This window comes from Vibrio satsumensis, assembly GCF_050337435.1.
Lineage (GTDB): Bacteria > Pseudomonadota > Gammaproteobacteria > Enterobacterales > Vibrionaceae > Vibrio > Vibrio satsumensis.
In genome coordinates this window covers 284,768-299,286 of record NZ_JAKJSX010000007.1, presented here as the reverse complement: position 1 = coordinate 299,286, position 14,519 = coordinate 284,768, and the positions used below count along the sequence as shown (strand labels likewise).

The window sequence follows — 14,519 nt, the reverse complement described above, 5'->3', positions numbered from 1 at the left end:
ATAAAAAACACAACATCCCGAGAATAATATGAATCCTGTTGTAATTTCAGTTTGCATCATGCTTGTTTTAGCTTTGATGCGCGTAAACGTAGTCGTTGCTCTCACGTTCAGCGCAATTATCGGTGGCGTAGCCTCTGGTATGGGCTTGAACGATGCAGTCGCGGCTTTCGAAAGTGGATTAGGTGGCGGTGCAACTATCGCACTTAGCTACGCTATGCTTGGTACATTCGCTGTTGCTATCTCACGTTCTGGTATCACAGATCTCCTTGCTCAAAGTGTTATCAAACGCATTCACGGCAAAGAGAACAGTGCTGCATCGACTGGTCTTAAATACGGCATCCTTGCGTCGTTGATCTTAGTAACCATGTCTTCGCAAAACGTGATTCCTGTACATATCGCCTTCATCCCAATCTTAATCCCACCTCTACTAGGCGTATTCGCAAAAATGAACCTAGACCGTCGTCTAGTTGCGTGTGTGCTTACTTTTGGTCTGATTACGCCTTACATGGTGTTACCGATTGGTTTTGGCGGCATCTTCCTAAACAACATCCTGCTTAAAAACCTTCACGACAATGGTCTTGAAAACGTTGTAGCAAGCCAAGTACCTATGGCAATGTTGTTACCAGCAGCAGGCATGATCTTCGGCCTTCTTACCGCAGTATTCTTTACTTACCGTAAGCCTCGCCAATACAAAGAAACTTCTCACACTGTTGTTTCAACAGAAGTGAAAGAGATCAATAAGAAGCACATCCTAGTTGCAGCGGCTGGTATCGTAGCAGCGCTAACAGTTCAACTGTCGACGGGTTCTATGATCATCGGTGCTCTAGCGGGCTTCATGGTATTTACCTTCGGTGGCGTCATTGCTTGGAAAGAGACACAAGATGTTTTCACCAAGGGCGTTCATATGATGGCAATGATCGGTTTCATCATGATTGCAGCGGCAGGTTTCGCGGCAGTTATGAAGCAAACGGGTGGCGTTGAATCTCTGGTTGAAGCTCTTTCAACCAGCATCGGTGACAATAAACCTCTAGCTGCGCTACTTATGCTAGTGGTTGGTCTACTCGTAACGATGGGCATTGGTTCTTCGTTCTCTACGATTCCAATCCTTGCGACTATCTACGTTCCACTAGCGGCAGCATTTGGTTTCTCACCAATGGCAACGATCGCTCTAGTAGGTACAGCTGCAGCACTTGGTGATGCGGGCTCTCCGGCTTCTGACTCAACCTTAGGTCCTACATCGGGTCTTAATGCTGATGGTCAACACGAGCACGTATGGGAAACTGTAGTACCAACATTCTTGCACTACAACATCCCACTGATCGTATTCGGTTGGATTGCAGCCATGGTTCTGTAATTAGGTTCTGTAGTTAAACAGTCCTACGCTCACTTTTATAAAGACCGCCTCGTGCGGTCTTTTTTGAATTTAGCCTTACTCTCTTCTTAAGCCTTAATTTTTAGACAAACTCCCCTCTGAACCAACATCACTTTCTATACATTATTCCGTTCGCATTGATATGCAACTTATGGCTATTCATTAAATTCACTTCTACACTTAAGTGTTTAATAAATAAGCCGCTAATTCATAGAAGACAAAGTGGCAAGGCTCAATACGTCAGAAGGCTACTATATGGATATACTCGCCCGATCGCGCTACCTCATCATTGATGACAGCAGCGTCATTCAAAGTGCGACACGCGCACTGCTTATCAAACTCGGTGTTCCGAACAACAATGTAATCAGCGCCTCCAATGCCCAAAATGCCATTGAGGCTTGCCGCGCACATCGATTCGATATATTACTGATTGACCATGATTTAGGCTCAGGTAGTAATGGCTTACAACTGCTTGAGCTTTTGCAGCAGAAAGAGTTAATCAAACCACAAACCCTTGTGTTTATAGTGACGGGTAATGATAGCCAAGACATCTTCTTTGGCTATGCTCACTTCGAACCTGATGGCTACCTGATCAAGCCAATAAGAGCCGATGACATCATAAAACGAGTGACATCAGCCCTGTGTCGACAGCAATACTTTTCGACATTAGAGCAAGCCTATCTTAAGAATGGGCTTAACGCGGTAAAGCCACTCTTTGGTAAAGCCCCTGACCCATCGACATTGAAAGACGCCATAATCTACATGGCAAACATTCTGATTAAGAATCACCACCTCGATGACGCACAAGCCATGTTAAATGGTTTGCTGCAGCTCCATGATTACTTGCCTGCCAAGGTTAAGCTGGTTGAAATCCATATCGCTAAACAGAATTATCACGACGCGCTCAGTCAGATAGATAGCTTGATAGAAAACAATCCACGCAACATCAAATTGCAGCAACTTAAGGTCAAGATCTGCCTCAATACCAGTGACTTCGAATCCGCTAACCAGCTAATCGACCAAGTGCTCACCGTAAACGGCAGTAATATTGAGCTGACCAACACCATGGTTTGGCTACAACTGTTAGATAAAAATGTTGAACAAGCGACCCTACACCTCAAGTCGCTTGCTCAACTCATTCCCCACTCGATTTGGGATTCTGCTGGTAAGCGAGCACTGATCTTATGGGCAGACAGTTTAACCCTCACTCAAAAAGAGCTAGCACTTTGGAAGCCTGAAGGGGCTTGGCAAAGGCTCTCTCATTCTGAAAAGTCGTACGCACTCAGTAAGCCGTTGTTGAAGCTTTGTCGAACCTTACAACTCATTCAACTCGAACAGCATGAGGTGGCAAAAGAGCGTATTGAGAGTATTTCAATGAACGAGTTCTCAGACAATGATGTCGAAGCTTTCTTCTTATTAGCACTGTGTTATCAAGCCTTGGGTCTACAAGACAAAGTCGATCAAATAAAGCGCCAAATTGAGATCCACCTAAAAGCAGACCATACCAGCCTCGCCCTTTTGCAGCGTATGGCATTACAGCAAGCAGACAATTTTGCATTACCCACACTAACCAAAGCGCCTTTGGCCGCCGTTAGTTGAGCACACCGTCAAACCCAAATGAGTACGTAAACGACAGGATGTCTTTATGCAGAACAATGCTACAAAAACGAAAACGTGGTGTGTCGCCTTTCTATTGAGTTGCCTTACGGTATTCATGTGGCCACTGCACAGCCTTGCTGAAAGTACACCTCTAGCAAACTCGTCGAATAACCAAGTTGTATTACGTGTCGGCCTACCTTCTTACAACATGGTTCCTTATAGCTACCAACATCAAACGCCCTCTGGGAACATTGTTTCTGAAGGACTACTCATCAGCATGTTGGATGAGGTATCGGCAAACGCAGGCTTCAAATATAAAATCGAGCTATTCCCTACATTTAGCGGCGTACTCAGTGCATTTGAACAGGGTGAATTAGATTTGTTGGTAGGCGTCTCTTCGACCAAAGAGCGCCAAGAATATATGACGTTCAGTGAACCCATGTTCTCGATTCGACGAGCGGTCATTACTCAAAATCTGAAAATAAACGACTTGAGTGAACTGGCAACCGCAAACTTAGCGCTAGAGAAAGGGTTTGCGCTCAATGATCTCCTACCTAGTTTACTTCCAGAGAGTCGAATTACCACGCTAGACAGCACACAAGCGGCCTTCACCGCGATTGAAGAGAATCGTGTTGATGCTTACATTGGTGATGCACTTGCGCTTTCTGCGTTACTGCGAGAACAACCTAAAGACTCACTTACACTATCGGTTCTTCCTGACCTTCCAGCTGACCACTTGCACTTTGCAGTCAAAAAAGGAAAACACAAACTACTCAGCCGAATCAACTTTGCTTTAGAGGACATCAAGCAAGGTTCTCTGCAATCGATTTACAACCAATGGCTTGCTCCCTCTCAACACTCGATGTTGCTGGATTATGGAACATTGAACTTAACCCAAGACGAAAAGAACTGGCTTGATAACAACCCTTCCATCCCTGTAGGCACACACTCCAATTGGTATCCTTACGACTTTACCAATGAGCAACAACAACACTCAGGCTTATCTGCTGATGTGTTAAATCTGATAAGTAATGTGCTCGGCGTATCATTTGAAAGTACCACTTACCTAACACCAGAAGCGGCAGAGGTCGCGTTCAATAATGGCGAGACCATGGTGCTAACCAACATCACTCCAACCACAGATAAAGCGCGATACATAGACTTCACTCAAGCCTACAGTTTTGAACCTTGGGTGTTATTGAGTCGCTCTGATCGATTAGGTAACTTTGCGCCAAGTGGCACCGAAAATATTGGTGTGATTCAAGATTCCGGAGGCAAAACGGTTCTACCTTCTCTCTGCCTGACTTGCCAAGCCGTCCCTTACATCAATCACGTCAGCGCATTCCAAGCATTACAGAAAGACGAAATCAGTTTCGCGCTTGCTTCACTTCATCATGCTGCACCTTTATTGCATCAAGACTATGTAGGGCAATTCAAAATCACTGGCACCATTAATGAGCAAAACAGTGCTCCTTTGGCTCTAGCAGTCAACTTCCGCCATCCCATGCTGTTGAGCATTCTCAACAAAGCCATTGGCGCATTGCCTGCCAACGAACTAGAGCGTTTGGAAAACAAATGGTTAACCTACGAATACCAAGAAGGTTTGTCGCCACGCGAAGTAGCTAAATGGTCAGTGATCATCGGGCTTGGGATCTTTGTGGTCATTTTCGTGATCGTATTCTGGAACCGTAAAATGGCAGCAGAAATCGAGCAGCGAAAAGTCGCAGAACAACGCGCCAAAGCCGCAGAAGCTCATTTGCAAACATTGGCCGACAACATAGATGGAGTGGTGCTAAAACATATTCAAACAAGCCCCAAGCAGCCTTTGAATATCCAATTTAGCTTCGTCAGCGCCGGTGTAACCGATATGTTCGGTTTATCGGTGGATAACGTAAAAGAGCATCCTCAACATCTTTTCGAACTTATCTCGAAGGATGACTTACCCCAGTTTGAAGCCAGTATGCTTGATGCTATTGAAACCGGGCATTGGGAAAGCGAACAGCAAGTCCAGTTAGAGTCTGGTGAACTGAAATGGGTGAAATTTAATAGCCAGATATCGAACCACAAGGCTATCGAATGGAACACGGTGATTACAGACATCACCCTACTGAAAAAACAGCAACAGGCTTTAGACAACGCCCGCCAGAAAGCTGAAAGTGCCACCGCCGCTAAGTCGCAGTTCCTGGCGACTATCAGCCATGAGGTTCGCACCCCAATTAGCGGGATCTTAGGGTTACTGGAATTAATGCAGGAGCATCAGTTGAGTGAAGAGTTGCTCAACCTACACGGAGGATTGAATCAGTCGGCTCGTAACTTACTACACATCGTTAATGACGTACTCGATTACTCAAAAATTGAAGCAGGAAAACTAGAGCTTAACCCGACCGAAATTGAGCTTGGCAAAGTATTAGCGCGCATCGTACAGCCGCAGTCCATTCACGCACAGCAAAAAGGCTTGGCTTTCCACTATTGGCAAGATCCGAATCTCGCTCAATGGTTGTTTGCAGACGACATACGACTCCACCAAATTCTAAACAATTTCCTCAATAATGCGATTAAGTTCACCGAACATGGCACGATTTCGTTACATGTCGACGTCATTAAGAAAAACGAACATCAACAAACAATTAGCCTCACCGTCTCAGACACGGGTATTGGTATCCCGAAAGACAGACAACAAAGCTTATTTCAGCCTTTTGAACAAGCTGACAAAACCACTAGCCGCCGTTTTGGTGGTACAGGGCTTGGACTATCTATAGCTTTGAAATTGATAGAACAGATGGATGGCAACATAGAACTGTCGAGTGAAGAAGGAAAAGGCAGCCACTTTACGGTTACCGTTACCCTCCCGACTTGTACTCTTCAAGATGCAGTAAGCAACGCTTTGGCTCTACCACAAACGCTGATTTGCCCTTCGGAGGTTGAGAATCCTATTGGACTAGATGTGGGTAATCACTCATACGAGGTATATATTGTCGGCTACGTTCTGCAACAAGAAGAGCTATGTCGATATCTGAAACACTTCGATCTTGAGCCAAAGGTTCTGCACATAAATCAAAAACACCTACTTAAAGAGATGGTCGTCAAACATCAGCCCAAACACATCTTTGTTGCGATGTCTGTGTGGCAACAACTGGCGATTACCGATGCTTGGATCCAGCAACACACGAGCTCAACACGCTTCACTGTGATCAACCAAAACCCAATGCTCTCACCAGAGCCTTTAGGCAACTCTTGGTGCTTGTCGGTGAATCCGCTGCTGCCCGATAACTTAGTTCACGTTCTAACGAAGCCCGTCAGTCACGACAGTCTAATCTCGCCATTAGACAGCGAAACTAAAGCGCCGCTCGCCACAGAGACTCGCGAACAAGCTGAACTCAACGGCAGGCTGATTCTGGTCGCGGAAGATCATCCCATCAACCAGCAAGTCATCGCCAAACAGCTTGAAAATATTGGTGTCCACGCCGACATCGTTGATAACGGAGTGTTGGCCCTGAGCGCCTTGAAAGATAAATGCTATGGCCTATTGCTAACCGATTGCCACATGCCCGAAATGGACGGATACACACTTGCATCAAGTATTCGTCAAATAGAACAACGTAAAGAGGAGCTTAACCAAGAAACTCAAAGACTGCCAATCGTCGCGCTGACTGCAAATGCAGTGCAAGGTGAAGATGCTAATTGCTACGCGCACGGCATGGATGACTTCTTGGTTAAACCCGTTTCGATTAAGCAGATGAGATTAACCATTGAGAAGTGGCTGCCCGCAATCGACGATTCCAACCCAGTACGTGAAACTGATGTTTACGATGCAAAGGAATCAAAGGCACAGAATCAGGAAGTCAATGCTTCATCAAACTATTCACCTAAAGACGAGGAAACCAATAAAGACGAAGAAGCCAATGAATTTTCGATGCTGTTCCAAGATATTGAACAAAGCTTTGAGGATAATCAGAGCCTAGAGCCAAGCGAAGACCTCGTTCCTGCAAGCGCCCGAGACTCCTTCAGCGATACCAACAATCAAGTGATCGACTACGCCACCCTCTATGATCTCTTCGACGATCACGATGTCGTACTGACCTTACTTGCTGAGTTTGCCGTAAGCTTCATGGAAGATAATGAACGGATAAACGACCTGTGGGCTAACAAGGAATACCGAGAACTAAAAACCACGGCACACCGACTTAAAGGCGCAGCAAAAATGGTGGCATGTGACACGATTGCTTCTCCGCTCGCAATCATTGAGGCGCAAGCAAACGATCTAGTAACCGAAGCCACGGGCTTAGAGCAAGCCGAATCAACAATTGAAGCATCAATCGCGGAAGTCACTACCACATTCGAACGGTTTACAGAGGAGATAAACCAACTACGTCAGACAAAAAAAAAGGCTTACTCTTATGAGTAAACCTTAGAAGTCGTTGCGTTAATACAGACAGCTCTCGCTGGATTATGCAGCGGGAGCGTTATTCACTAGAATTCCGCGAATAGACTTAAGCGTCGCTTCAGTTGAATGGTAATCCAGTTCAACTTCACTAAAAATGCCATTTACTTCAAGCATTAACGTCGGGTAAGAAAACACACCCATCGCTTCTTTAAAGCCTAACTGGTCATCTAATTCACTTTCCAATAACTTGCTAGAAAGGTCATTTTCAAACTGTTGTACGTTCATGCCTAGCTCTTCAGCCAACTGCAGGTGCGTTTCTTTACTGTGTGGCAACATCGCACGAAGGTAGTACGCATGTTGAATCGCTTCTAGCATCGCTTCGTAGTGATCTTGAAAACCTGCGGCGATTACAGCACGGCACGCAGGGTAAGTGCTGCGAACAGGCTTACACTCAGTCCAAAACTCGTGGTTAAACTCGGTACCTAGCTTAGCTTCAATCTGCTTCCAGATCGCTTGCAGTTTGCCTTTCATCTCTTCTGACATTGGCTCATCAGAATCCGGTGCCAAGCCACCCACAACGTAGTTAAACTCAATGCTCGCAGGCAATTGTTGTTTCAACAACTCAAGCGTTGGCTTGTATCCCCAACACCAGCTGCACATTGGATCATGCACATAATGAAGTTTTACGTTCATTGTTCGTTCCTTATCGAGTCGACTCTTCTATCAATTCCAACAAAAAAGGAGCCTAATTAAGGCCCCTCATTTTAACTATTCAGCGCAAAGGCTAGAGCTTACTCAGCGTCATCACCAGCAACTTTAGCTGCTGCTTCTTTGATGATTGGCTGAAGTTCGCCTTTTTGGAACATCTCAAGAATGATGTCACAACCACCGATTAGCTCACCTTCAACCCAAAGTTGTGGGAAAGTTGGCCATTGTGCGTAAGCTGGAAGCTCTGCACGGATATCTGGGTTTTGTAGAATATCTACGTAAGCAAATTTCTCGCCACATGCCATTAGAGCTTGAGACGCTTGAGAAGAGAAACCACAGCTAGGTAGCTTAGGAGAACCTTTCATGTACAGTAGAATAGTGTTTTCTTCAATTTGCTGTTTGATTTTATCGATAGTTTCCATTGCTTCCTCGTTAATGGATTACGGCTTTTATTGCCTTTATTCTACCCCAAACCAAAAGAATAAAAACCATATAAAAAAAGCGGTTAACAAGCTAAGCTAACAATTCACACAAAAGTGATGAAATAAGCTTTTAATAAAGTAAAAACTTGCTAAACTATATCGCAAGTCAGCAAATTGACCATGGTTGGCAGTATAGCGAGCCATGAATAATAATATCACTGGAAGCAATCGAAAGAGTTAACTCTTTCATATCAATGGAGAATTGAGCAATGGCATTTGAACTACCGGCTCTTCCTTACGCGAAAGACGCACTAGAACCACACATCTCAGCAGAAACGCTAGATTTCCACCACGGTAAGCACCACAACACTTACGTTGTTAAGCTAAACGGTCTTATCCCAGGTACTGAGTTTGAAGGCAAAACACTAGAAGAGATCGTTAAGACTTCTACTGGTGGTGTTTTCAATAACGCTGCTCAAATCTGGAACCACACGTTCTACTGGCACTGTCTTGCTCCTAAAGCAGGCGGCGAACCAACAGGCGCTGTTGCAGAAGCTATCAACGCTGCATTCGGTTCTTTCGAAGAATTCAAAGCGAAATTCACTGATTCAGCAATCAACAACTTCGGTTCTTCTTGGACTTGGTTAGTTAAGAAAGCTGACGGTTCTCTAGACATCGTTAACACTTCTAACGCTGCTACTCCTCTAACAGAAGAAGGTGTTACTCCACTTCTAACTGTTGACCTATGGGAACACGCTTACTACATCGATTTCCGCAATGTTCGCCCTGACTACATGGCTGCATTCTGGAACCTAGTAAACTGGTCTTTCGTAGAAGAGAACCTAGCTAAGTAATCTATTACTTAAGCTGCGCTATTTATAGCGAGTTACCTATTGAAAGCTCATGCCTCGGCGTGAGCTTTTTTGTATCTGTCGTACTCCTATCAATACGAACATTACGAAACAAATCAGCCAATCAAGACTGCTTTTTAACCTATTGTTACCTTTCTTAATCGCCCTGCATAAATTCTCTATTCGCCTGTAATTAAACACTAAAGTTTGCCGACTCCATGCCGTTAAAGGTGTATCCAATGAGAGGCTACATGCAAATACATACTTTAGACAAAGCAGGAATCATCAACGAACTGAAGTTCGGCATCGGGATCAGCCAAGCGGTTGAGCAAGGTCGCCGTGCAGATTTCGCGTTGCTGTTATCTATGTTCTCTAATGATGTTCGTGATTGCACGCCGATAGACACCATTGAAATCACAGAGACAACTGAAGATCGCCTGCGCAAGCAATTTGGCGTAGCAGAACCACAACAACTGCGTTCAAACCAATCGTCGTATGAAATTTCAGCTCAGCAATCTAATCATTTTCATCAAGCAAGCCTTGCCAGTGCCAAGCTCAGCCACTATTTGAAACCTGAAGCACTTGCCTTTATGCCTGAAGATACGGCTGACTTACCCGAAGAAGTTTACCAAAACCTTTCTGGTCATGATCGACGTAAACTTGCAAACAAGCATTTCCCTGATTTGCCACACGCCACGCTCTACAATGAGTTAACAACAGCGCAACGTCAGTATCAAATTCAAGCTCAAGTATAGCGGTCACCTACCTTTCCCTTTTTCGCTGTCTATCCACCGCTATTCTTCGATTAACTCACGTCCTTAAAGCATTCACACGAGTGATATGAACCACCAGCCTTAGGCAACCTACAAACACCAGATGTTGGTTACCGCTTGAAGTTACTGCAAAATGTGACTTGCCACTAAGTTCATAAAAACTTATTAATGGGTACAGCTTAGTTTGAACCAATTCACACCCATCGTATGAAATTTAACCCATCCTTATCCGACATGGACAACTTGTTTAGGTACTGGGATGGAAATAAAAAGCTCAATCATATTGGTGACATCTGCCGGCTCGCGACTGGGAGGAACGATTGCGAACCACTTTGTTAACCTTGGAGCCACAGTCATCCTTTGCGATAAAGACACGGAAGCACTTCAAGCAACTTATTCGCAATGTACTCGGTTCTCCGACTCTGTTTACCATTACACGCTCAAAGGAAATGACAGCCAAGCGATTCTCAGCGTGTTTGATTTTATTCAATCGACCTTCAATACCACACCGGATGTACTGGTCAATAACTGGATCAGCTCCCCTATGCCTAGCCTAATTGGTGATCAGCCTGTCAGTACCTTTATTAATGACCTCTCATCTAAGGCATCGACCCTTTTCGCATTTGGACAAATCAGTGCAGAGAGGCTACGAGAAGAAGATAAAGAAGGCGTGATTGTAAATGTGATATCTCACGATGACTTCCATGATGTGTCAGGCTTAGAGAGCGCAAACTCCATGATTACCGGCTTTACCCATAGCTGGGCGAAAGAACTGACTCCATTTGGTATTCGAGTCGGTGGTGTTGTGCCCGCGGTTCATAACTCTGACGGTAAACTCAACCGATGCCATTGGGCGCAACTGCAGGATGAACTAACCAGAACAACAGAATACATTGTCTCTAATGATTACTTTAGTGGGCGAGTTGTGGCTGCGGAGGTTTAGTCCCCCCCTACTTCAAGTAAATGCGCGCAATTCATTTATCATTAAGTCGATCACTTTAGCCTTTCAAAGTCCTCAGACTAGCCAGCAAACATAAAAAAAGCCCCAGTCTCTCGACTGGGGCCTTCATCTTTTCCCGATAGATAAGTATCGTGCTAGCGAAAACTTATCTCAAACTAATGCTTACTTATTATGCGTTAGCTTTTTCTTTTTTAGCTTTTGGCGCTTTCGCTTCAGCTGGCTTTTGGTCTGCTTTCTTAAGGATAACTGTAGTACCTTCGAAAGTTTCGCCTTCAACGTATGGTTGGCCGAAGTAAGAAGTTGTTAGAACTTCTTTTAGCTCAGTGATTAGAGGGTAACGTGGGTTAGCACCTGTACACTGGTCATCGAACGCTTCAACAGCTAGCTCGTCTAGTTTAGCGATGAAGTCAGACTCGTTAACACCCGCAGCTTGGATAGATAGTGGGATGTCTAGGTCTTTCTTAAGCTCTTCTAACCAAGTCAGTAGACGTTCAATCTTCTGAGCAGTACGGTCACCAGCTTGGCTTAGGCCTAGGTGGTCAGCAACTTCAGCGTAACGACGGCGTGCTTGTGGGCGGTCGTACTGAGAGAATGCAGTCTGCTTAGTTGGGTTATCGTTCGCGTTGTAACGTACAACGTTTGAGATAAGTAGTGCGTTAGCAAGACCGTGTGGTAGGTGGAACTCAGCACCAATTTTGTGAGCCATTGAGTGACACACACCTAGGAATGCGTTCGCAAATGCTACACCAGCGATAGTTGCTGCGTTGTGTACTTTCTCACGAGCGATTGGGTCAGCCGCACCATTTTTGTAGCTTGATGGTAGGTATTCTTTAAGCATCTTAAGTGCTTGAAGAGCTTGACCGTCTGAGTATTCGTTCGCTAGAACAGATACGTAAGCTTCAAGAGCGTGAGTTACTGCATCGTAACCACCGAACGCTGTTAGAGACTTAGGCATGTTCATTACAAGGTTCGCATCAACGATAGCCATGTTTGGCGTGATTTCGTAGTCAGCTAGTGGGTACTTAGCACCAGTCTTGTCGTCTGTAACAACAGCGAATGGAGTAACCTCTGAACCCGTACCTGAAGTAGTAGTAATACATACTAGCTCAGCTTTTTGACCCATTTTAGGGAACTTGTAGATACGTTTACGGATATCCATAAAGCGCATTGCTAGTTCTTCAAAGTGAGTTTCTGGGTGCTCGTACATAACCCACATGATCTTAGCAGCATCCATTGGAGAACCGCCACCTAGAGCAAGGATTACGTCAGGTTGGAAGCTCTTCATTGCTTCAGCGCCTTTCTCAACAACAGATAGCGTTGGATCCGCTTCTACGTCGAAGAAAGTTTGAACTTCGATGCCTTGTGCTTTAAGCAGGCTAACTACGTCATCAGCGTAACCGTTGTTGAATAGGAAACGGTCAGTTACTAGGAATGCGCGTTTCTTACCTTCTAGGTCGCTCATTGCGATTGGAAGGCTACCACGACGGAAGTAGATAGACTTAGGTAGTTTGTGCCACAACATGTTTTCAGCTCGCTTCGCTACAGTTTTCTTGTTGATAAGGTGCTTAGGACCTACGTTCTCAGAGATAGAGTTACCACCCCATGAACCACAACCTAGAGTTAGAGAAGGTGCAACGTTGAAGTTGTACAGGTCACCGATACCACCGTGAGTAGTCGGGATGTTGATTAGGATACGAGCAGTTTTCATCTTGTCACCGAAGTAACGAATACGGTCTGCGTTAGTATCTTGGTTAGTGTAAAGACCAGATGTATGACCGATACCACCGATTTCAACCATAGTTACCGCTTGAGCAACAGCATCTTCGAAGTCGTCCGCACGGAATAGACCTAGAGTTGGAGATAGTTTCTCGTGAGCGAATTCGTCATCGTAAGAAACTTTACCAAGACCTTCACCTACAAGTACTTTTGTATCAGCAGGAACTTTAACACCAGCCATTTCAGCGATTGCTGGAGCAGGCTGACCTACGATTTTAGCGTTTAGGTTGCCGTCGATAAGCAGTACTTTGCGTACTTTATCAGCGTCAGCTTTAGATAGAACGTGAGCTTTGTGCGAAGCGAAACGCTCTTTTACTTCGTCATAGACTTCGCTAACTACAATAGCTGCTTGCTCAGAAGCACATACAACGCCGTTATCGAATGTTTTAGACATAAGGATAGAAGCTACAGCACGTTTGATGTCAGCTGTTTCGTCGATAACTACTGGAACGTTACCAGCACCAACACCGATAGCAGGCTTACCAGAAGAGTACGCTGCTTTAACCATGCCTGGACCACCAGTAGCAAGGATAAGTGCGATACCGTCGTGCTTCATAAGCGCGTTAGAAAGCTCTACAGATGGTTGGTCGATCCAACCGATGATGTCTTTTGGAGCACCCGCTGCAACAGCTGCGTCTAGAACTAGTTTCGCTGCGTCGTTAGTTGAGTTCTTTGCACGTGGGTGTGGCGAGAAGATGATGCCGTTACGTGTTTTAAGAGAGATTAGAGATTTGAAGATTGCTGTAGAAGTTGGGTTCGTTGTTGGAACGATACCACAAATGATACCTACAGGCTCAGCGATAGTCATTGTGCCTAGGTTGTCATCTTCTTCTAAGATGCCACATGTTTTTTCGTCTTTGTATTTGTTGTAGATAAATTCAGATGCAAAGTGGTTTTTGATAACCTTATCTTCAACAATACCCATTCCAGATTCAGCAACTGCTTGTTGTGCTAGTGGAATACGAGCGTGGTTAGCAGCAAGAGAAGCTGCACGGAAGATTGCGTCTACTTTCTCTTGAGAGAATGTTGCAAACTCTTCTTGTGCTGCTTTAACGCGAGCTACTAGAGCATCAAGTTCCGCTAAGTTCGTTACAGGCATGGTGGATCTCCTAAAATAATAAATATTAAAAACTTTTTATTAATTTCGCTGCTTGCTTTTAACCTCAAACAACAACGTTCTTAGTAAATTGCTTTCAGGACTGAGTATATTATTTCACTGTATGAAAAAAATTGACCCAGATCAGTTACCCAAAAAGAATTAACCAAAAAGTAGTAAGGCAATCGCAAAAATGAACTTAAGACACTGATTTAAATAGATTAAAATCACACTTTCCGTTAGCACAAAAAACAAGCAAACAGACGGCTTTTTTCTACATTGCGTCATAAACTGTAAAAAAGTTTCATTTTTAGTCCGTTAAATTACATGTATACAGCTATATTCGTGCTACTGAGAGTATATCCATACCGTTGCACGGGCTAGATTCTGACATAATTTTTATTAAATCCGTGCGACAGTTAACAGTTACTCAATAAAAAATTACAAAATCAAACAACAGCAGCAAGCTTGCAACAAGGAGGATACAAAAGTGAGATTCAATTAGTTTTTCTACAAAAAAACACCCATTTCAAGTTAGTTTTTTTCATTCGTGTAAATTGAGTTTGTCCCTTACATT

General features: G+C 44.4%; 9 protein-coding genes. 6 read left to right on the top strand and 3 right to left on the bottom strand.

Annotated elements, in window-relative coordinates:
- The first annotated feature begins 28 nt into the window (after positions 1–28).
- From L4C44_RS10625 to L4C44_RS10615, 3 genes are all read left to right on the top strand, one after another.
- Positions 29–1,354, top strand: a complete 1,326-nt coding sequence (locus L4C44_RS10625; RefSeq protein ID WP_048659751.1) for a Na+/H+ antiporter family protein — start codon at positions 29–31, stop codon at positions 1,352–1,354.
- A gap of 273 nt (positions 1,355–1,627) precedes the next feature.
- On the top strand, positions 1,628–2,971 hold the full coding sequence (locus L4C44_RS10620; protein ID WP_428804994.1) for a response regulator: 1,344 nt from the start codon (positions 1,628–1,630) through the stop codon (positions 2,969–2,971).
- 46 nt (positions 2,972–3,017) lie between these two features.
- Positions 3,018–7,376 (top strand): transporter substrate-binding domain-containing protein, encoded by a 4,359-nt coding sequence (locus L4C44_RS10615; protein WP_428804993.1) that lies wholly within the window; start codon positions 3,018–3,020, stop codon positions 7,374–7,376.
- A 42-nt stretch (positions 7,377–7,418) separates the two neighbouring features.
- Here the strand turns inward: L4C44_RS10615 and L4C44_RS10610 are convergent, their stop codons facing one another.
- A complete protein-coding gene (locus tag L4C44_RS10610; protein WP_146492255.1) occupies positions 7,419–8,048 on the bottom strand; it encodes a DsbA family protein in 630 nt (209 codons plus the stop codon).
- Positions 8,049–8,146: 98 nt separating this feature from the next.
- Positions 8,147–8,485: a Grx4 family monothiol glutaredoxin gene (locus L4C44_RS10605; RefSeq protein ID WP_004741702.1), complete on the bottom strand. Its 339-nt coding sequence runs from the start codon at positions 8,483–8,485 to the stop codon at positions 8,147–8,149.
- Between the two features lie 269 nt (positions 8,486–8,754).
- Here L4C44_RS10605 and sodB point away from each other — a divergent pair, with 269 nt between their 5' ends.
- The 3 genes from sodB to L4C44_RS10590 all read left to right on the top strand — a co-directional run bounded on the left by sodB (position 8,755) and on the right by L4C44_RS10590 (position 11,052).
- Positions 8,755–9,339 (top strand): superoxide dismutase [Fe], encoded by a 585-nt coding sequence (sodB, locus tag L4C44_RS10600; RefSeq protein ID WP_004734050.1) that lies wholly within the window; start codon positions 8,755–8,757, stop codon positions 9,337–9,339.
- 248 nt (positions 9,340–9,587) lie between these two features.
- A complete protein-coding gene (locus L4C44_RS10595) occupies positions 9,588–10,091 on the top strand; it encodes a VC2046/SO_2500 family protein (protein ID WP_372383960.1) in 504 nt (167 codons plus the stop codon).
- Between the two features lie 277 nt (positions 10,092–10,368).
- Positions 10,369–11,052, top strand: a complete 684-nt coding sequence (locus L4C44_RS10590) for an SDR family oxidoreductase (RefSeq protein WP_146492258.1) — start codon at positions 10,369–10,371, stop codon at positions 11,050–11,052.
- A gap of 187 nt (positions 11,053–11,239) precedes the next feature.
- On the opposite strand, the gene adhE is transcribed toward L4C44_RS10590, so the two are convergent.
- The gene (gene adhE, locus L4C44_RS10585; protein WP_123304746.1) at positions 11,240–13,945 is read right to left on the bottom strand and encodes a bifunctional acetaldehyde-CoA/alcohol dehydrogenase; all 2,706 of its coding nucleotides are present in this window, start codon (positions 13,943–13,945) and stop codon (positions 11,240–11,242) included.
- Positions 13,946–14,519 lie beyond the last annotated feature (574 nt).

Bases quoted from the DNA above. Each gene is read 5' to 3' on its own strand.
- L4C44_RS10620 (WP_428804994.1), top strand. From the start codon at position 1,628: ATGGATATACTCGCCCGATCGCGCTACCTCATCATTGATGACAGCAGC.
- L4C44_RS10590 (WP_146492258.1), top strand. From the start codon at position 10,369: ATGGAAATAAAAAGCTCAATCATATTGGTGACATCTGCCGGCTCGCGA.
- L4C44_RS10610 (WP_146492255.1), bottom strand. From the start codon at position 8,048: ATGAACGTAAAACTTCATTATGTGCATGATCCAATGTGCAGCTGGTGT.
- L4C44_RS10595 (WP_372383960.1), top strand. From the start codon at position 9,588: ATGCAAATACATACTTTAGACAAAGCAGGAATCATCAACGAACTGAAG.
- sodB (WP_004734050.1), top strand. From the start codon at position 8,755: ATGGCATTTGAACTACCGGCTCTTCCTTACGCGAAAGACGCACTAGAA.
- L4C44_RS10615 (WP_428804993.1), top strand. From the start codon at position 3,018: ATGCAGAACAATGCTACAAAAACGAAAACGTGGTGTGTCGCCTTTCTA.
- L4C44_RS10625 (WP_048659751.1), top strand. From the start codon at position 29: ATGAATCCTGTTGTAATTTCAGTTTGCATCATGCTTGTTTTAGCTTTG.
- L4C44_RS10605 (WP_004741702.1), bottom strand. From the start codon at position 8,485: ATGGAAACTATCGATAAAATCAAACAGCAAATTGAAGAAAACACTATT.
- adhE (WP_123304746.1), bottom strand. From the start codon at position 13,945: ATGCCTGTAACGAACTTAGCGGAACTTGATGCTCTAGTAGCTCGCGTT.